The sequence below is a fragment of the Pseudarthrobacter sp. YAF2 genome, from assembly GCF_052113345.1.
Lineage (GTDB): Bacteria > Actinomycetota > Actinomycetes > Actinomycetales > Micrococcaceae > Arthrobacter.
In genome coordinates this window covers 1-19064 of the sequence record NZ_JBFRDA010000012.1, presented here as the reverse complement: position 1 = coordinate 19064, position 19064 = coordinate 1, and the positions used below count along the sequence as shown (strand labels likewise).

Genomic DNA, 19064 nt, shown 5'->3' with positions numbered 1-19064 from the left:
CTTCGGTGCAAATGGGCCGCGCCAAGCGCAGTGTCAGGAAATGTTGTGCGTTGGTTTTTCTGCACCGGCTCTTCCCTGTTTCCCTTCCTGCAGCGGGCCACCTGCCACCGGCCGGTCACCGCCGCGCCGGAGGCTTAGCATCACCAGGCCGGCTGCCAACAGACAACATGCCAGGAAGATGGACGTGGCAAGGAAGCTGCCGTGCGTCACGTCCTGCAGGTACCCGCCAACATAGGGCCCGACGAACCCGCCGAGGTTGCCTACGGCATTGATCAGGCCCATGGCGGTGCCGGCCACAGCCACTGGCATTGCCCGGGACGCGGAGGCCCAGAACGGGCCGTCATAGGCCAGTGCGCCGGCGACGGCGATGCTGATCAGGGTGACCGCGAGGAACGGAATGTTATCCCCGGTTGCCACCGAGAGCACCAGGGTGACAGCACCCACGGCCATCGAGATGAGCACATGGGTGGAGTAGCGGCCCGTACGGTCAGCGGCTTTGGCGTTGTACCAGAGGCCCACCATCGCCAGCACGTAGGGGATCGCGGTGATCAGGCCAACCTCCACGGAATTCCCGGAGGTGATCGTCTTGATCACATGCGGGAGCCAGATGTTGATGCCGTAGAAGCCGATCTGGATGAGGAAGTACACCAGGGTCAGCCGCCACACCACCGAGTTGGACACGACGTGGCGCAGCCCAAGCTTTTCCTGTTGTGGATGTGCTGCCGCATCGGCAGCAAGTCCGTTCTCGATGTACTCCCGCTCCTGGACGGAGCACCACTTGGCTTCACGGGGATAGTCAGCGATCAGCGCCCACCACAGGGGCGCCGCGATGACGAACGGGAAGATGCCCTCGATGATGAACAGCCACCGCCAGTCCGAGAAGGACAGGATCCACCCGGAGAGGGGCGCGGTGATGATGGAAGCGATGGCGATGTTCATCATCCAGAATGCGTAGGCCCGGGCGCGTTCAGCGGCGGGGAACCAGTGGCTGATCAGGACAAGGATCGCCGGCCAGATTCCGGCCTCGGCGACGCCAAGGAAGAAACGCACCACCAGCAGCTGGGTGAAATCCTGGATGAACCCGGAAAGCACGGCCAGCACACCCCAGATAAGGACCATGATGCCCACGAACTTCTTGGCACTCCAGTGTTCGGCGAGGTGGCCGCCGGGTATCTGCAGAACGAGGTAGCCAATAAAGAAGATGCCGGCGGCCAGTCCCTGTTGGGCGGCGTCAATGCCCAGGTCCTGGTGGAGTCCGTTGAGGGCGAACCCGATATTGGTTCTGTCCATGAACGAGATGATGTAGACGATGATGGCGACAGGGATCAGCCGCTTCCACCGGGCGTTGCCTACGGCCGGTACTGACGTGAGGTTGCGTGCCATCGGAGTTGCTCCTTCGCAATATGGCTTATTGAATCGCGCCCCAGCACGCTTTACTCTTCCGCGGACCCAAGTGGGGCGCTTCCGCCACAGGACGGAATGAGAAGGTCTTCGCGGGGGTGCCGTCAGTGCGGCGGTGCAATCAGCGAGGTTGGCCTGCTGACGGGCCCCTCACGCGGGCCATGCCTTCATTTAATAGCAACTGTTGCGGTTATGCAAGGGATAAGTTGGTCCCTAATTTTAGCGAATCGCAAGGTTTCCTTGGACTGCCACCTACACCTACTTGCGAGCCATTGCGTTTACGCAATTGCCTAAACCCACTGCTCCCATACCGTCAGCTGGAGCCTGGCGGTCCCCTGCGAACCGTTCCCCAAGGCGGCTTCTCCGCAGGAAGGGACGACGACGGCACTTACTTCGCCGCCGTCGTCGTCCCTCCCAGCAAAACCGTCCCTCCCAGCGAAACCGGCCCGGCGCATCAGGCGCGGACCGCCGCGGCGGCCTCATCGGCGGTCCGCACCGGAGTCTCCAAGCCGAGGTGCTCGCGGAGCGTGCTGCCCCGGTACTCGGTCGGGTACACGCCGCGTTCCTGCAATTCCGGGACCAGATGGTTCACGATGTCGTCCAGGCCGGTGGGGATCAGCCACGGTGAAATGTTGAACCCATCCACGGCACCCACCCTGGCGTACTCGGCCAGGTGGTCGGCCACGGCGGTGTAGGAGCCGGTGAAGGTGGAATCGATCCGCGCGGTCTTCGAGGTGACGAACTGCCGGATGGACAGCCCCCTGTCCTTGGCCTCAGCCCGCCACTGGTCCGCCAACTGCCGGGCCTTGGCGCCATGGAAACCGCTGCCCCGGGTTTCGGACGTTTCCTCCACCACGGGGTCGATCTCCGGCAGCGGGCCGTCCGGATCGTAGGAAGACAGCTCGCGGCCCCAGAACTGCTCCAGGTAGGCGATGGCCTGCTGCGGGCCGATCTGCAGGCTGCGCACCCACTCCTTCTTCTCCGCGGCTTCGGCGGCGGTGGGTGCCAGGATGAACTCGCTGGCCGGCATGATCTGTACGGCGTTCGCCCCGCGGCCGACGGCCACTGACCGCTCCACCAGGTCCTTGCGGAACTCCACGGCGTCGTCGAACTTGGGGTGGGCGGAGAAGACCACGTCCGCCTGCCGGGCCGCGAAGTTGCGGCCTTCCGGGGAGTCGCCGGCCTGGAACAGCACCGGCCGGTACTGGGCACTGCGCGGCAGCCGCGGCGTCACGTCCACCGTGTAGTGCTGGCCCTCGTGGAGCACCCTGCGGGCCGGACCGGCCGGCGTCTCCCAGGAATCCCAGATCCGCTTGGCGGTCTCAACGAACGCCTCCGCGTGCTTGTACCGGTCCGCGTGGTCCAGGTAGCCGCCGCGGCGGAAGTTCGCCCCGGTCCAGGCATTGTCAGTGGTCACGATGTTCCATGCGGCACGGCCGCCCGAGATCAGGTCCAACGACGCGAGCCGGTGCGCCAGGTCTGCGGGATCGTTGTACGTGGTGTTCTGGGTGGCCACCAGCCCGATGTTGCTGGTGACCGAGGCCAGGGCCGCGAGCATGGTCTGCGCGTCCGGCCGGCCCACCACGTCCAGCGCGTGCGGGCGGCCCAGATGCTCCCGCAGGCGCAGCCCCTCCCCCAGGAAGAACGCCGCGAACAGCCCCCGCTCGGCGGTCTGGGCGATCCGGCGGAACGATTCGAAGTCCGTCTGCGAGCCGGATTCCGCCGCCTTCCAGATGGTGCCCGAGTTGACGCCCTGGAAGAAGACGCCGAACTGGATCTGGCCGGACGGCACAAAGACCTCGGATTTAGCACGGATGTGCTGTGTCATGGTTTTCCCTTACTTTCCGGCGCCGGCGGGCGCAGCAGAGGCGGTTGCGTAGCGGCTGGCTGGGCGCGGAAGCCCCAGCAGGTCGCGGAAGGTCCCATCCTGGACCACCGGCCGGAGCGCTCCGCGGCGGCGAAGATCCGGCAGCACCAGCCGGCCCAGCTCCTCCAGGTCAACGGTGAGCGACGCCGGGTGCAGCCGCATGCAGTCGGCCTCCGTCAGGAGTTCCGCGAGAAAGTCGGTGAGGCCGGCAGCAGAACCGGCATAGACGGCCCGCTCGGTCCCCAAACCGGCCAGCCGCCCGGCCGCAGCCTGGCCACGGGCGTCCAGGACGACGTCGAGCTCGGCGATCACCGCAACGGAGGCACCCACCCGGGCCCGGACGTCGCGGACCTCCGCCGCCAGCAGTTCTGCGGCAGGGGCGGACACCAGGACGGCGTCCACGGTGTCCGCCGGGACTTCTCCGAGCAGGGACGCCGGAACCAGCACCGGCAGCTGCCCCTGGAGCGGCCGCGGAATGATGGACGGGCCCTTGACGGAATACCCCGCGCCGGCGAATTCGGCAGGCGTCTGGAAATCCGCGTAGTGCAGCTTGTCCACGTCGATATACCGGCCGGTGGCAACATCGCGGATCACGGCGTCGTCCTCCCAGGAATCCCACAGCCGGCGGGACACCTCGATGGACGCCGCGGCTTCCTGGCCCAGAGCGGCGCCGGTCACGGACGGGCGTCCAACGGCGGCAGCCTCCTCCGGTGCCTCGGCGGCGGTGGCGATCCACCCGGCCCGGCCGCCGGACACGCAGTCCAGGCTGGCCAGCTGGGTGGAAACGTGGAACGGCTCGGTGTATACGGTGTCCACCTCGGGTACCAGCACAATGCTGCGGGTCACCGGCCCCGCGAAGGCTGCGCGCTGCAGGGCGTTGGCCCGGCCGGGCACCGGTGCGTCGGTGAACGTGGCGGCGTGGAAGCCGGCTGACTCTGCTGCCAGCACGGCCCGGGTGAGGTCCGCACCGTCCCAGCCGGCGCCGTCGAGCTCGATGGCAAGGAACCCTGCCCGTCCTGTGTGTACCGCGTTCATGATGCCTTCCCGGACGGCGTGGCTGATGGGGTGGCCTGGGTGGCCGCGTAGTTTTCATCCGTGATGGTCTTGGATTCCGGCAGCGCCTCCTCGGACAGGCCCCAGCGTTCCAGCACCTTCCCGTAGGAGCCGTCCTTGATGACCGAGTTGAGGGCCTCGGAGATGACCGGTGCCAGGCCGTTGCCCCGCAGCGTGGTGGCAGCCACCAGGGTTTCGGACGGCCAGCCGGCGTTGACCTTGCCTACCACTTTCAGGTCGTCGCGGGTGTTTTCCCGGTACACCGTGGACGGGTAGGGTGCGATGTTGAGGTCGGTCCGGCCGGAGGACAGCGCCAGGATGGTGTCCGCGTCGGACGAGTAGTACTGCAGGGTGGCCGGAGCCTTGCCCTTGGCTTCCAGTTCCTTGTTCCAGGCCAGCAGGATCTTCTCCTGGTTGGTGCCGGACCCCACGGAGACCTTCAGCCCGGAGATGTCGTCCGCGCCCTTGATGTCGTAGCTGGCGGACTTCTTGGCCTCAAAGCCCATGTAGGCGGCGCGGTAGCTGGCAAAGTCGAACAGCTTCACCCGGTCCTTGTTCACCCCCACGTTGGAGAACACGGCCTCAAAGTCGCCGGACTGGGTCTTCAGCGGCCAGTTCTCCCAGGACGTGACCTGGACGTCGAGCTCCAGGCCCAGCTTGTCCGCCACCAGCTGGGCGATGTCCAGCTCGGAGCCGATCGGCGTCTTGTCGTCCGTGGCATGGAAGGACAGCGGAATGGAACCGGCCGTGGTGGCCACGGTCAGCTTGCCGTCCTTGCTGATCAGCGCGGGAACCTTGGCGGCGAGCGCGGGATCCTTCGCGGCCCGGATCCGCTGCTGGTCCGGGGAGGTGTTGTAGACCACGCCGTTGCGTGCCGCCGTCGTCTGCGCTCCTCCGCTCGGGTTGCCGGCGGCCGAGGCGCCGGGATCGGCGCACCCTGCCAGCGCGGCTGAGCCAAGGAGTCCGGTGCCAAGGAGTACGACGGCGGGAAGCACGGCGAGTGCGCGGCTGCGACGGAGGCCGAGGGTGGAGAAAGCCATGGGGCGGTCCTTTAGATGTTGAAGGCCGGTTCGAGCACCTTGGAGAAGAAGCTCCGGGTGCGCGGTTCCTGCGGGTTGCTGAAAATGTCCTGCGGGGTGCCCTGTTCCACGATCTGGCCCTGGTCCATGAACACCACGGTGTCCGCCACATCGCGGGCGAAGCCCATCTCATGCGTGACGATGATCAGCGTGGTGCCGGACGTGGCGAGTTCACGGATGACGTCCAGCACTTCGTTGACCAGCTCGGGGTCCAGGGCGGAGGTGGGCTCGTCGAAGAGCAGGATTTTCGGGTCCAGTGCCAGGGCGCGGGCAATCGCGACGCGCTGCTGCTGGCCGCCGGAGAGCTGGCGGGGATAGGCGTCCGCACGGTCCTTGAGGCCCACCCGGTCCAGGAGTTCCAGGCCGCGGCGGCGGGCTTCCTCCTTGGTTCGCCGCGCTTTGCCGGCGTCGTGGGCGACGACGGGGGCTTCGGCGACGTTCTCCAGTGCGGTGAGGTGCGGGAACAGGTTGAAGTTCTGGAACACCATGCCGATCTCGGTGCGCTGTTTCAGGATCTCCTTTTCCCGCAGCTCGTGCAGCCGGTCGCCGCGGAGCTTGTAGCCCACCAGCTGCCCGTCGATGGTGATGTGCCCGCCGTCCACCTTTTCCAGGTGGTTGATGGTGCGCAGCAGGGTGGATTTGCCGGAGCCGGACGGGCCCACGATCACGGCCACCCCGCCCGGTGCCACGGTGAGGCTGACGCCTTTGAGGACTTCCGTGGCGCCGAAGGATTTACGCACGCCGGTGATCTCCACCAGGCCGCGGGTGGCGGCGGGAGCGGGGGTTGCAGTCATTAGTTGTTCCTCCGGTTGGGCACTGCCGCGTGGGTGGCGAAGAATTTGCGGGCCTTCTGCAGGGGCGTCAGCGGCAGGTTGCGCACCGCACCCTTGGAGTAGTGCCGTTCGATGTAGTACTGGAAGACGCTCAGCACGGAGGTGATCACGATGTACCAGAGCGTGGCCACCAGCAGCAGCGGCAGGACCTGCTGGGTGCGGTTGTAAATGACCTGGACCGTGTAGAACAGCTCCGAGTAGGCCAGGACGTAGACGATCGAGGTGCCCTTGACCAGGCCGATGATCTCGTTGAACGCCGTGGGCAGGATGGCGCGCATGGCCTGCGGCAGCACGATCCGGGTGGAGCGGCGCCAGGCACGGATCCCCAGTGCGGCCGCTGCCTCCAGCTGGCCCTGGTCCACGGACAGGATGCCGCCGCGGATGATCTCGGCCGAGTAGGCGGCCTGGTTCAGGGTCAGGCCCAGCACGGCCGCCGCAAACTGGCTGATCAGCGTGGTGGTCTGCACCTCGAAGAACAGGACATCCGTGAACGGGATCCCCAGACTGATCTTTTCGTACAGGTAGCCCAGGTTGTACCAGAGGAGCATCTGGACCAGCAGCGGCGTGGACCGGAAGATCCAAGAGAACGTCCAGGACACCGAGACCAGCAGCGGCGATACCGAGAGCCGCATGAGCGCCAGGATGAAGCCGAGCACGAACCCGAGGACGCCGGAGATGGCCGTCAGTTTGAGTGTTTCCACCAGCCCGTTGACCACGGACTGGGCGGTGAACCACTGGGCCACCACCCCCCATTCCCAGCGCGGGTTGGTGGCCAGGGACCAGGCAACGGCCAGGACACCGAGCGCGACGACGGCAGTCCCCACCCAGCGCCACGGATGCCTGGCTGCCACCACCCGGTAGGACGAGTAGTCCTTCGCCACCCGCGCCGGCGCTCCCGTGCTGGAGCCGCCGGCGCCGGAGCCGCCAATGACGGCCGGCGGCGCGTCAGCCACCGGTACCGGCTGCGACTGTTGTGACTGCGCCACCCTTGTTGCTGAACTCATACGCCACCTCGCTTCTCGTGCTGGGTTTTTCCGTGTGGCCGCAACCCCTGGGTACAGGGCGTGGCGGCCAGTGCTGGCTGCAAATCTAGGACCGGCCGGAACGGGCCAGCAAGGCGGCAGGTTGCAATAGTTCACGGGGCTTCGCACGGCGTCATGCGTCGGTTTTTTGCGTCCCTTAACGCGCTGTGACGCGGGGTTAACGGCCGTGACCAGGCGCTCGACCGCCGTCGTCACGGCTGCCTAGCATGGGCAATCAACCCAGCCCCGGCCGTCAGGAGTACCCATGCCAGCCACCATCCCGGCCATCGTCTTCATCGGCGGCGGACCGCGCACGGCGGGCGTGCTGGAACGGATCGCGGCCAACCGGCCGGACGTCTTTTCCGGCCCTCTGCAGGTCCATGTGGTGGAACCGCACATCCCGGGGTCGGGCCGCATCTGGCGGTACGACCAGGACCCCGGCCTCCTGCTCAACTCCATGGCAGCTGACATCACCATGTTCACGGACGGATCGGTGGACTGCGAGGGTCCTGCCGCGCCGGGACCGGGGCTCGCCGAATGGGCAGCCGGCGTCCTGGACGCCTCCATCATCGATGTCCCGGACTTCCCGCAGCCGCTCTGGGACCAGCTCCGGGCCCTCACCGGTACCACGTTTCCCACCCGCCGGCTGCAGAGCCAGTACCTGGAGTGGTTCTTCCGCCGGGCCGCCAGGTCGCTGGGCCGCAGCGTCACCGTGCACCGCACCACGGCCGTGGGCATCACGCCCCGGGCCGACGGCGGGCACGACGTCGAGCTGGGCAACGGCCGGACCCTGCACGCGGACATCGTGGTGACCGCGCTGGGCCACACCGATTCGCGCCCGGACGCTGAATCCGCGGGGTTCTCGGACTTTGCTGCCCGGCACGGCGGCTACCACGCGGCACCCGGCTACACCACCGACGTCGACTACTCCCCCATCGCCGCCGGGCAGGACGTGATCGTCACCGGGATGGGCCTGGCCTTCGTGGACCTGCTGGTCCTGCTCATGGAGGGCCGCGGCGGCAGGTTCCAGGAAACGTCCGACGGCGGGCTCCGATACCTTCCGTCCGACCGCGAACCACGGCTGTGGGCCGGCTCGCGCCGGGGCCTGCCGTACCACTCCAAGATTTCCGCAGCCCTGCGCGGGCAGACGCCGGGACCGCTGCAGTTCTTCACCAAAGCCGCGGTGGACTTCTTGCTGCAGCAGCACGGTGAACTGGACTTCCGCCGGCACCTGTGGCCGCTCATTGCCAAGGAAGCCGGCTACTCCTATTACCGCGAGCTCCTGACGGGCAGCCCCGAACGCGCCGCCATGGGCTGGGACGAGTTCGCCGCCCGCTACGCAGAGCTGGACTGGTACAGCAGCGGGCGCGCATCGCTGGTTGCGGCCGCCGTCCTGGACCCCGCCCTGCACCTGGACCTGGAACGGCTGGACCGGCCATTCGACGGCCTCACCTTCGCGGACCACCAGGACGTGCAGGACGCCGTGGCCGGGTACATCGAACGCGACCTTGCGCTGCGTGACAGCCCGGACCACCCCGAGACGCTGGCCCTGTTCCTGGCGCTGCTGCACGTATACATGGAGGTGGGCCGTGTGGTTCCGCCGGAACGGTTGAACGCGCGCTCCCAGCAAGTGGTCCATGGCTGGTGGCACGGCTTCTTCAGCTTCGTCGATTCCGGTCCCCCGCCGCACCGGCTGCGCCAAATGCTGGCGCTGCACCGGGCCGGGCTGCTGCAGTTCCTGGGCCCGGGCCTCAACGTCACCGACGACGAAACCACCGGGTTGTTTGTTGCGTCGTCCCCGCAGTCGGGAGTCTCGGTTGCGGCCACGGCCCTGATCGAGGCACGGCTCCCATCCACGTCGGTGGCCCGCTCGCTCAACCCTGTCCTCGCCTCACTGCATCGGAGCGGCCTGGGCACCGAGCAGCAGTTGCTGACCTCCGATGGCATCCACTCCACCGGGAAGCTGCTGGTCTCGGCCCGGCACCAGCTGGTGGATTCCGGCGGGAACCCGCGGCCCACCCTCTTCGGCGTAGGTCCTGGAACGTCCGGCTGGGGCGCCGGTGCCTTCGCCCGCCCGCACACGAACGCCGCACCGTTCCGGGAAAATGATGCCTTGGCCCGTACCATCCTCGGTGCTGCCCGGGACCTGTCCCACGCGTCCGCCCCCATACCGTCGGACCCGGTAACTTCAGAACCAGCAACTCCAGAACCAGCCGCCGCCGGAAACAACTGACCAGTGACAAGGAAAGACCAGTGACCGCAGAACCCGGCCTCCGTCCGAGGCCCCTGGACCGCGCCGCCCTGACGGTCCTCACCCTGCCCATGCACGATCCCCGCGTCCGCCCCCTCCTGGACGAACTCGCCGTCGAATATGACACCCGCTACGGGGACCTGTTTGGCCGCGGCGCCGCGGCGGAGGAGCTGAACCGCTACCCGGCGGCCGAATTCGAGGAGCCGAACGGCGCCCTCCTGGTAATCCAGGAAAATGGCGAGTCGATCGCCGGCGGCGCGTTCCGCCGGTACGACCCCACCACGGCGGAACTGAAACGGATCTGGACGCACTCGGCCCACCGCCGTCGTGGACTGGGACGCCTGGTGCTCGCCGAACTCGAAGCCCTGGCCGCCGCCCGCGGCTACACCCGGCTGTACCTCACCACCGGCCCTCGGCAGCCGGAGGCCAAGCACCTCTACCTGGACACCGGTTACCTGGCGCAGTTCGACCTGGCGGCAGACCCGGAAACCATCGGGCCCCTGGCATTCACCAAGGAGCTGCCCGCCGTACCGCGGAACAGACCGGGCGGGTACCGCGCCATCCGGAGCAGGCCGCCGCTAAGCTAGCGCCATGGCCACGAAAACCACAGCAGAGAAGCTTGCCACCATCCAGCAGGGCTACACGCTGGAAGGCGCCACCATCGAGCTGGGGGCCGCCATCATCGACGGCGAACTCCACAAGGACGCGCCGGTTCGGCTGCCGCTGGCCATGATGAACAGGCACGGGCTGGTGGCCGGCGCCACTGGTACAGGCAAGACCGTCACGCTGCACATGATGGCCGAACAACTCTCCACCGCCGGCGTCCCAGTCTTCCTGGCCGACATCAAAGGCGACCTCTCCGGGCTGGCGACAGCCGCCGTCGGAAGCGACAAACTCACCGCCCGCACCCAAGGCATCGGCCAGCCATGGGAGGGGAGGGCGTTTCCGGTGGAGTTCCTCGCCCTGGGCGGCGACGGCAACGGTGTCCCGGTCCGTGCCACGGTCACCTCCTTCGGGCCCATCCTGCTCTCGCGCATCATGGAACTGAACGACACGCAGGAATCCAGCCTGCAACTGGTCTTCTACTTCGCGGACAAGAACGGCCTGGAGCTCATCGACCTCAAGGACCTGCGCGCCGTCATCCAGTTCCTCACCTCGGACGAAGGCAAGGACAAGCTCGAGGAACTCGGCGGCCTGTCCAAGGCAACCGCGGGGGTGATCCTGCGCGAACTGGTGAACCTTGAGGCGCAGGGGCTGGAGAAGTTCTTCGGGGAGCCGGAGTTCGATACGGCCGAGCTTCTCCGCACTGCTCCGGACGGACGCGGCGTGGTCACCTGCCTGGAGCTGCCGACGCTGCAGACCAAGCCCATGCTGTTCTCCACCTTCCTGATGTGGCTGCTGGCAGACCTGTTCGAGGACCTGCCCGAGGCCGGAGACCTGGACAAGCCCAAGCTCGTGTTCTTCCTGGACGAGGCACACCTGCTCTTCAACGGCGCCTCCAAGGCTTTCCTGGATGCCATCACCACCACAGTCCGGCTGATCCGGTCCAAGGGCGTGGGCATCTTCTTCGTCACACAGACCCCCAAGGACGTCCCCGCCGACGTCCTTGGCCAGCTGGCCAACCGGGTGCAGCACGCCCTGCGCGCGTTCACCCCCGAGGACGCCAAGGCGCTGAAGGCCACGGTGTCCACGTTCCCGCTCAGCGACTACGACCTCGAGGAAACCCTGACCTCGGCCGGAATCGGCGAGGCCGTCATTACCGTCATGAATGAGAAGGGCGCGCCCACGCCCGTGGCCCTCACGCGGCTCCGCGCACCGGAGTCCGTGATGGGACCCGCCGAGGACGCCCTGGTGCGGAGTACGGTGGCCGGCTCTGCGCTGCTGGGCAAGTACGGGACGGCGGTGGATAACCCGTCCGCCTACGAGAAGCTGACCGGCAAGGGGGCGGCGCCCACCGGCCCGGCCGCGCCGGAACCGTCCGGCGGCGGACCTGCGGGCCAGGCTGCACCGGCCGGCTATGACGTTGACGCCGAGGCCCGCCGGATCGAAGAGGAGATCCTGGGCCGGCCCAGCAGCAGGCCCGCGCCAACCCCGCCGCCCGCGCCCCGCGCTCCCGAGCCGCAGCCCAAGCCGCAGCCGCAGTCCGAGCCGCAGCCGCAGTCGGGCGGCATGATGGGTGATCTGGGCGGCGTGCTCGGTGGAGCCCTGGGTGGTGGGCTGAAGAGCATGGCGCGGTCCATGGGCACCCAGTTGGGACGCGAACTGCTCCGCGGCGTGTTCGGCACCTCTTCCACCCGGCGCCGCCGCCGCTGACCCGTACCAGGTCCCTGCTGCCCGGCCGCGAAACTCCGTAAAGCGACGGTTGGAGCTAAGCCGGCCACCCGCCGCCGGGCCTTATCGGTGTCCCGCCCGCCGGATGAGGGGGGACACCAACTTTAGAGTGTGTCCGCACTGCCGTTACTGTAAGAAACGTGCAGATGAGTCAAGCGTTGGTGAGGATCGCGGCCGGATGGCTGCTGGGCCTCATGCTTGCCATCGCCGGGGCCATCGTGGCCATCAACATCGTGAACAACACCGTGGCCAGTCCGCAGCAGCCCGTCAGGGAGTATCTGGACGCGCTGCGGAGCGGTGATGGCGGCCGTGCGTTGGGGATTCTGCGTGCCACTGTCCCGCCCGGCAACGCCGCGATGCTTGACGGCAGCGGGCTGCAGACGGCCGCTTCCCGGCTGTCCAACGTGGACGTCGGCGATCCTGAGGAACGCTCCGGCAACCAGGTGATGGTGCCCCTGGAGTACACGATCGACGGCAGCCGGCTGCATACCGAATTCCTGCTGCAAAAGACCGGCACCGAATGGCTTTTCTTCAACACCTGGGCCTTTGTCCCGTCCCGGCTGCCCACGGTGGACATGACCGTGGTCAACGCCAATGAGGCCACCGTCAACGGTGTTCCGGTGAACATGCCGGGCGGTCGCAACTCCTTTGCCGTGTTCTATCCGGGCGAGTACGAGGCCTCCCTTGACGGGCAGTACTTCGCGGCGCCGGCCACCCGCGCCACAGTCACTTCCAAGGACACCCCCGTGGCCCCGCTCAACCTGCTGACCCAGGCCACGGACAAGCTGAAGAGCGACGTTGCGGCCAAGGTCCGTGAATTCCTCGACGGGTGCGCGGCGGAGGCCGTCAAGGAACAGAAGCTCCAGCCGGACTGCCCCTTCTACTACGCCAGCAACAACAGGGTCCAGGACGGCACCATCAAGTGGACCGTCACCGAATACCCGGGCGTCTCGGTGGAGCCGTTCGACGGCCGCTGGGTGGTGGCCCCGCTGGACGGCAAGGCCAGGGTGGAGGCGCTCCAGCAGAATGCCTTTACCGGGGCCTGGTACCCCCTCGACGCGGAAGTGGACTTCAGCTTCACCACCCGCCTGGACGTCGCCGGTGACACGGTCAAGGTCACCCCGATGCTGAGCTTCTAGCACCGGTTTCGGCTTTCGGCGTCACGCCAGGCATGCTTCGGGCGGTGGCAAGTCCCGCGGCCCCCGGCGTTCCAGGCCTCCACCAGCCCGGAGACCGGGAATCCGTGCTCTGCGTGACGCTGTCGTTCCGCTACCGCCGCCGGTTGAGGACAGCAATCACCTGAGCCACCATCTCCTGGGGCCGGTAGACCACGTCACCGTAGTAGTAGCGGAGGGCCGTATACCCCTGCAGGACTGACTCATTGTTGCGGCGATGGTCTTTTTGAACCTGTTTCCAGTCGGCGTGGTGCCGTCCGTCCAGTTCCACGACCAGCCACCCGTCCAGCAGCAGGTCGACGTACCCAACACGTTCCAGATACACCTGAGGTTGCACATGGATTCCGGCCTGCCGGAAGTAGGTCCGTGCTAACGTCTCCAAGAGCGAGTCCGCCCCGGTATCCACCCAGTCCAGAACAGCCCTGGCTGTACCGTTCCGGTTTCCGGGCAACCGCCTGCGCAGGAAATCCACCGTCATGTCGCCGCGGGCTACGGCGCACTCCACTATGACCAGTGACTCCGCGAAAGGCAGGCATCGCAGGGCATGGATCAGCACATCCGCCAGGGCGGCAACGGGCTGAAACTGTGGTGGCGGCAGGAGGAGACCGGCATGGTGGGCGCTGTCGCCGCAGACAGCCTCTTGGCGGCGATGATAAACATGGCGTCGTCCGTCGGACGGCAGCGACCACAAGTTGTAGAACGTGGTGGCACTGGAACACGTCAGCAGCTCGCGGTTCCTCAGGGCGGCAACCAGGTCCGGAGGCGCCGTCGGAAGCGCGTAGAGCCCGCGGCCTGGTTGCAGCAGCCCTCTCCGAACCGCCCGCCTAAGTGCGGCATCATCCACGCCTAGCCTGGCCAAGGCGGGCCGCCGCGCTGCTCCGCCACAAACCTCGAGGGCTTTGAGGATATCCATCCGGCCATGCTGGGCTCCTCTGGCACGTTGGGACAGCCGCTGCAGGCTCTATGTGGAATACAGAAGGCCACGGCGGCGTCACGCGGAGCACAGTTTCCGGACACTCAGGTGGCCCGGACCGCGGAATTGCGGGGCTGCCCGTACGCCGGAGACGCGAAAGGCTGCTGCCCGTGACGCGTGGGTCGGGGGCAGCAGCCTTTCAGGACAGCAGCGGCCGGGTCAGTCCATACCGCGGAGGTCCAGGACCAGCTCAGTGTCGCCGTCGGCCTGCAGGACCACCGGGATACCCCAGTCCTGCTGGTAGAGGTGGCAGGCTGCATGATCGGGGATCTCGCCGTCCTCGGTTTCGGGTCCGTCGCACGCCGCGGCGCGGGCGGTAATGTGCAGCACGCCCTCGGGAACGTCGGGGGACAACTCAAGGGTGCGCAGCAGCCCCACCGACGTTCCGCCGCCGGAAACCAGCAACTCGGGCGGGGTGGAGGAGATCTTCAGCTGGGTGGGATCGCCCCACCGGTCATCGAGCTTCTGCCCGGTGGGAGCCGTGAAACGGACCGCCAGCTCCAGCGGTCCCGCCGCCACGGGGCTCTTGGGCCGGTGGGTCTGGGACGCGCCCTCATCCACCTGCTGCGCTTCCTTGGGGATGGGCACGTACACCAGCTGGTGCTTGTTGGCCTCCACCACCACCAGCAGCGGCTCCGAGCCGGCGGACTGCGTGTGGTCCACGATCACGTCGGAGGGCTCGGCGAGGCCACGGGCCAGGGTGGACACCGTACCGGATACGGGGTCGTAGCGGCGCACGGCTCCGTTGTAGGTATCCGCGATGGCCACGGAACCGTCGGGCAGGACGGTCACACCGAGTGGGTGCTGCAGCCGGGCCTCGGCGGCCGGGCCGTCGCGGAAACCGAAGTCGAACAGTCCCTTGCCGACGGCGGATTCAACAGTTACCGAGCCGTCCTCGCCAATGACCAGTTTGCGGATGGCGGACGTCTCGGAGTCGGCAACCCAGATGTTGCCGTCGGCGTCCTCGGCCAGGCCGGAAGACTGGGCGAACCAGGCCTCGTGGGCCGGACCGTCCAGCAGGCCTTCCAGCCCGTTGCCGGCCAAGATGGCCACGGCGCCGGTCACGGGATCGAAGCTGAAAATCTGGTGAGTGCCGGCCATGGCCACCACCACAGCGTTGAGTTTGCGCGACCATACGACGTCCCACGGTGAGCTGAGTGAGACCTCCAGGGGGTGTCCGCCCAGGAGTCCGGTGAAGCCGGCCGCCTCCTCGTCCACCCGTGCCGGGCCGGTTTCCAGCAGGCGCTGGATGCCGTTGCCGGCCAACGTGGACGCTTTGCCGGAGCTGAGGGAAAGTCCGCGGAGGCGGTGGTTCACGGAGTCTGCAATGACGACGTCGTACCCCGCCTTGGCTGCCACGTCTTCCGGGAGCAGCACCAGGCCCTGAGGCTCGTTGAACCTGGCGGTGGCGTCGTCACCGGCGGCCGGACCGTCGGCATGGCCCTTGGTGCCCGAGCCGAAGGTGGCCAGGACAGTCTGGAAGTCCGTGCCGAGCTCCACCAGGCGGTGGTGCCCGGTGTCGGTGACCAGCCAGGAACCCTTGCTGGCCCCATCCGCGGCTGCGGCACCCGCGGAACTGCCGGCGTCGGACGTTCCCGCCACGGCCATGGAGCCGCGGCCCGGCGGCAGGAACAGCGCCTTGCCGGGGAAACGCAGCGTGCCGGAGGTCGCCTCGGGCGCCACGTACGGGCCGGAACCCCGGTGGAGGGTGCCCTTGGCCTCGTGTTCGGCGATGAGTTCGGGGATCAGCACCGCCAGCCCGTCCGCGTGACCCTCGCCGGACAGGTGCGCCACGATGTAGCCCTCGGGGTCGATGACCACCAGGGTGGGCCAGGCGCGGGCGGTGTAGGCCTTCCAGGTGTCCAGTTCGGGATCGTCCAGGACGGGGTGGTGGATCTCGTACCGCTCAACGGCGGCCGCCAACGCCACCGGATCCGCTTCATGCTCGAACTTGGGCGAGTGGACCCCGACGGTGACCAGGACATCCGAGTACTGCTCTTCCAGCGGCCGCAGCTCATCCAGGACGTGCAGGCAGTTGATGCAGCAGAAGGTCCAGAAGTCCAGCAGCACGATCTTGCCGCGCAAGGCTTCGAGATCCAGGCTCTTGCCTCCGGTGTTCAACCAGTTGCGGCCCACCAGTTCGGAGGCCCGGACCCGGGCGTGCGTGCGTACGGTTTCGCTCATCAGCGTCCTTCCAGCTTGTTGCGGTCAGCCAGCTTGGCGTCGCGTTCAGCCAATTTGGCAAACATATCGTTGTAAGCGGCCAGATCGGCGTCGTTATTCCTGTCCGCCGCGCGGTCCACGCGTTTCGTCTCCCGCTGGTCCGACCTGGACCACATGATGGCGACGCCGATCGCCACCAGGAGCGTGGGCACCTCGCCGATGCCCCATGCCACGGCGCCGCCTGCCTGCTGGTCACCTAGGGCGGACGGTCCCCAGGCGCGGCCGAGGTTGCCGAAGTAGTCCGCCGCCAGCAGGCCTGTGCCGCCCATGATGGAGACACCGAAGAAGGCGTGGAAGCCCATGGTCGCCAGGAGCAGGAGCAGCCGCATGGGGTAGGGCGCCCTGCGCGGCAGCGGGTCGGTGCCGATCATGGTCAGCACGAAAATGTAGCCGGTGAGCAGGAAGTGCAGGTTCATCAGCTCGTGGCCTACGTGCTCGCGCATCGCGTATCCGAACAGGTCCGAGTAGTAGAACAGCACGATCGAGCCGGCGAAGTTTGCGGCCGCGAACAAGGGATGCGTCACCAGTTGCGAGAACTTTGAATGCACAAAGACCATCAGCCACTCGCGCGCGCCCCGGGAGCCGTCACTGCGGGCGGGGAGGGCCCGCAGGGCCAGGGTCACCGGCGCACCCAGGACCAGGAAGATCGGCGCCACCATGGTCAGGGCCATATGGTCCACCATGTGCGCGGAGAACAGGACGCGGCCATAGACCGACGGCGGCCCGGACGTTATGTATGTCAGCACCACCAGGCCGATGACCCAGTTCACGGAGCGGAACCATTGCCAGCTGTCGCCGCGGCGGCGGACCTTTGCCACGCCCAGGAAGTAAGCCACCAGGCCGAAGAGCGCCACGGCCACCCAGAGCCAGTCCAGGCGCCACTCGGTGAGCCAGCGTTCTGGCGTGAGCTCGGGCGGAAGCTCATAGCCGCTGAGGATGAAAGCGGGGGATGCATCCGGCGCCAGGGTGGTTGGCTGCGGCGGCGCCGAACGGCCCAGGGCCACGGCGATGCCGGAGGTGGCTCCCATGACCAGCAGTTCGGCCAGGATCAGCTGCCACAGCACCCGCCGGGAGGACATGGTGGAGCCCTTGCGGCCGAGCTGCGGGATGACCCACTGGCGGTGCATGAAGCCAATGCCGCCCAGCACCACCGCGCCCGCGGTTTTAGCCAGGATCAGTTGGCCGTAGGCGGATCCGAAGAGGTCTGACCAGCTGGTCACGCGGATGCTGGCGTTGATGATGCCGGAGGCGAAAACCAGCACGAACGCGAAGCCTGCCAGCGTGGAGAAGCGGCGGAGCGTCGGTTCGGTAATGTCTGCTGCCGTGCCGGCCTTGGGCCCGGTGAGGATGCCGGACAGCAGTGCCAGGATGATGATGCCTCCCACCCAGGCGCTCACGCCCACCAGGTGCAGGCCCAGCGAGTTGATGGCCCCTTCGTGGTCCGAGGAGCTTGAAGAGTGCCCGATCAGGGCTGCCGGAACCAGGCCGATGAGGGCCAGGATGAGGGTGAGGAACAGCCCGCCGGGGGACCTGACGCCAAAGAGCGCGGTTGTCACCACGGCGGCGATGATGGTGACGGCGAGCCAGGCCCGGCCCGTTTCGATGTCAGTCATGAAGTACACCAGGGCCTGGGTGAAGGCGGGGTCCCCGGAAAGTCCCTGGCCTGCGACGTCGGCGTACGTGAGTACCAGGACGGCGATGGCGGACAGTGTCCACACCGCGCCTGCGGCGGCTGCTACGGCCAGGACCCGGGTGAAGGCAGGGTGCTCGGGCCCGGCATCCCGTGAGGCTCCCCGGTCACGGGTGCGGGCGTTGAGGTTCTTGGGGAGGATGCCGACGGCGAAGATCAAGCCGCCGACGACGGTCGCCAGGGACACGTTGTGGATGGCTTTACTGATGGGGAGGCCCCACCGGACCAGGGCTCCGGGATCTGCGACGCTGCGGGCTGCCGCGGCGCCGGAGAAGAGCAGTGCTGCCGTGAGCCCAAGGATGAGGGCTGCAAGTCCTGCCAGTTGCCAGGGCAACGGGATCCCCCGGGTCCCGGCGTCCCGGATCGCGGCTCCCTTGCCAGGTTCGGACTGGGGCGCGGTGGAACGGGGTTTGGCGGCAGAAGACACCATTCCATTGTCCGCTACGCCTGCCCGGGCCGCGAATCCGGCTTAAAGCCAAGGAGCGGCAACCTCGGGGGTTGCCGCTCCTTTTCCAGCCGGCTGTGCGCCGGACAGGGAGACGCTTTACTACTTCTTGCTGGAGACAGCAGCCTTCAGCTTGGAGCCGGCGGTCAGCTTGACGCTGTGGCCTGCTGCGATCTGGATGGTTTCGCCGGTCTGCGGGTTGCGGCCGGTGCGCGCTGCACGGTCGGTGCGCTCCACGGCGAGCCAGCCCGGGATGGTGATCTTCTCGCCGGCGGCGACGGAAGTCTCGAAAACCTCGAACAGAGCGTCGAGGACGGAGTTGACGGCAGCCTGGCTGGTGCCGGCCTTGCCAGCTACCTCTGCAACAAGTTCACTACGGTTCTTAGCCATTTATGTCCTCCTGGACGATTCTTGATTCTGAAGCCTGCACGCGGCGTGCGCGCAAGCCACTGTTCGAAAACTTACCAGCTTGGGCCGTTCTAATCCGCAAATTCCGCGTGTTTCCGCGACTTTTTGAGGTTAATCACCGAATTCGGAGACCAAATCCACCCCTTTAGGGCGCCTGTTCGGCCGGTGGTTGTGTTAAATGTGGGAGGCCCCAACCGTGTGGTTGGGGCCTCGACCAATGATTGTCCGGCGGTGTCCTACTCTCCCACACCCTCCCGGGTGCAGTACCATCGGCGCTGTGGGTCTTAGCTTCCGGGTTCGGAATGGGACCGGG

The 19064-nt window shown here is 67.3% G+C and carries 14 protein-coding genes and 1 rRNA gene; 4 read left to right on the top strand and 11 right to left on the bottom strand.

Features of this window, described 5'->3' with window-relative positions; all coding sequences use genetic code 11:
* Window positions 1-33: 33 nt before the first annotated feature.
* From AB4Y79_RS13320 to AB4Y79_RS13295, 6 genes are all read right to left on the bottom strand, one after another.
* Window positions 34-1383: an MFS transporter gene (locus tag AB4Y79_RS13320; RefSeq protein ID WP_441862533.1), complete on the bottom strand. Its 1350-nt coding sequence runs from the start codon at window positions 1381-1383 to the stop codon at window positions 34-36.
* A gap of 472 nt (window positions 1384-1855) precedes the next feature.
* Complete coding sequence (locus tag AB4Y79_RS13315) at window positions 1856-3229, bottom strand: NtaA/DmoA family FMN-dependent monooxygenase (protein WP_441862531.1); 1374 nt, start codon at window positions 3227-3229, stop codon at window positions 1856-1858.
* A 9-nt stretch (window positions 3230-3238) separates the two neighbouring features.
* On the bottom strand, window positions 3239-4303 hold the full coding sequence (locus AB4Y79_RS13310) for an LLM class flavin-dependent oxidoreductase (RefSeq protein WP_441862528.1): 1065 nt from the start codon (window positions 4301-4303) through the stop codon (window positions 3239-3241).
* Window positions 4300-5361, bottom strand: a complete 1062-nt coding sequence (locus AB4Y79_RS13305) for a transporter substrate-binding domain-containing protein (protein WP_441862526.1) — start codon at window positions 5359-5361, stop codon at window positions 4300-4302. The genes AB4Y79_RS13310 and AB4Y79_RS13305 overlap by 4 nt, the downstream gene beginning before the upstream one ends.
* 11 nt (window positions 5362-5372) lie before the next feature.
* Window positions 5373-6194 (bottom strand): amino acid ABC transporter ATP-binding protein, encoded by an 822-nt coding sequence (locus AB4Y79_RS13300; RefSeq protein ID WP_441862523.1) that lies wholly within the window; start codon window positions 6192-6194, stop codon window positions 5373-5375.
* The gene (locus AB4Y79_RS13295; protein WP_441862521.1) at window positions 6194-7237 is read right to left on the bottom strand and encodes an amino acid ABC transporter permease; all 1044 of its coding nucleotides are present in this window, start codon (window positions 7235-7237) and stop codon (window positions 6194-6196) included. The genes AB4Y79_RS13300 and AB4Y79_RS13295 overlap by 1 nt, the downstream gene beginning before the upstream one ends.
* A gap of 283 nt (window positions 7238-7520) precedes the next feature.
* Here AB4Y79_RS13295 and AB4Y79_RS13290 point away from each other — a divergent pair, with 283 nt between their 5' ends.
* From AB4Y79_RS13290 to AB4Y79_RS13275, 4 genes are all read left to right on the top strand, one after another.
* Window positions 7521-9488 (top strand): FAD/NAD(P)-binding protein, encoded by a 1968-nt coding sequence (locus AB4Y79_RS13290; RefSeq protein ID WP_441862518.1) that lies wholly within the window; start codon window positions 7521-7523, stop codon window positions 9486-9488.
* A gap of 20 nt (window positions 9489-9508) precedes the next feature.
* Window positions 9509-10093: a GNAT family N-acetyltransferase gene (locus AB4Y79_RS13285; RefSeq protein ID WP_441862515.1), complete on the top strand. Its 585-nt coding sequence runs from the start codon at window positions 9509-9511 to the stop codon at window positions 10091-10093.
* 4 nt (window positions 10094-10097) lie between these two features.
* On the top strand, window positions 10098-11819 hold the full coding sequence (locus AB4Y79_RS13280; RefSeq protein ID WP_441862512.1) for a helicase HerA-like domain-containing protein: 1722 nt from the start codon (window positions 10098-10100) through the stop codon (window positions 11817-11819).
* Between the two features lie 164 nt (window positions 11820-11983).
* Window positions 11984-12976, top strand: coding sequence for a hypothetical protein (locus AB4Y79_RS13275; protein WP_441862509.1), 993 nt, complete (start codon window positions 11984-11986; stop codon window positions 12974-12976).
* A gap of 130 nt (window positions 12977-13106) precedes the next feature.
* Here AB4Y79_RS13275 and AB4Y79_RS13270 read toward each other — a convergent pair whose 3' ends face one another.
* The 5 genes from AB4Y79_RS13270 to rrf all read right to left on the bottom strand — a co-directional run.
* The gene (locus tag AB4Y79_RS13270) at window positions 13107-13925 is read right to left on the bottom strand and encodes a DUF559 domain-containing protein (protein ID WP_441862507.1); all 819 of its coding nucleotides are present in this window, start codon (window positions 13923-13925) and stop codon (window positions 13107-13109) included.
* Between the two features lie 219 nt (window positions 13926-14144).
* The gene (locus AB4Y79_RS13265; RefSeq protein WP_441862505.1) at window positions 14145-16169 is read right to left on the bottom strand and encodes an NHL domain-containing thioredoxin family protein; all 2025 of its coding nucleotides are present in this window, start codon (window positions 16167-16169) and stop codon (window positions 14145-14147) included.
* A complete protein-coding gene (locus tag AB4Y79_RS13260) occupies window positions 16169-18328 on the bottom strand; it encodes a cytochrome c oxidase assembly protein (RefSeq protein ID WP_441862502.1) in 2160 nt (719 codons plus the stop codon). The genes AB4Y79_RS13265 and AB4Y79_RS13260 overlap by 1 nt, the downstream gene beginning before the upstream one ends.
* A 117-nt stretch (window positions 18329-18445) precedes the next feature.
* Window positions 18446-18733 carry an HU family DNA-binding protein gene (locus tag AB4Y79_RS13255; protein WP_091421683.1) on the bottom strand — a complete coding sequence of 96 codons (288 nt, stop codon included), beginning with the start codon at window positions 18731-18733 and terminating at the stop codon, window positions 18446-18448.
* Window positions 18734-18974: 241 nt separating this feature from the next.
* Window positions 18975-19064: ribosomal RNA gene (gene rrf / locus AB4Y79_RS13250) — 5S ribosomal RNA — on the bottom strand; the annotation flags it as partial.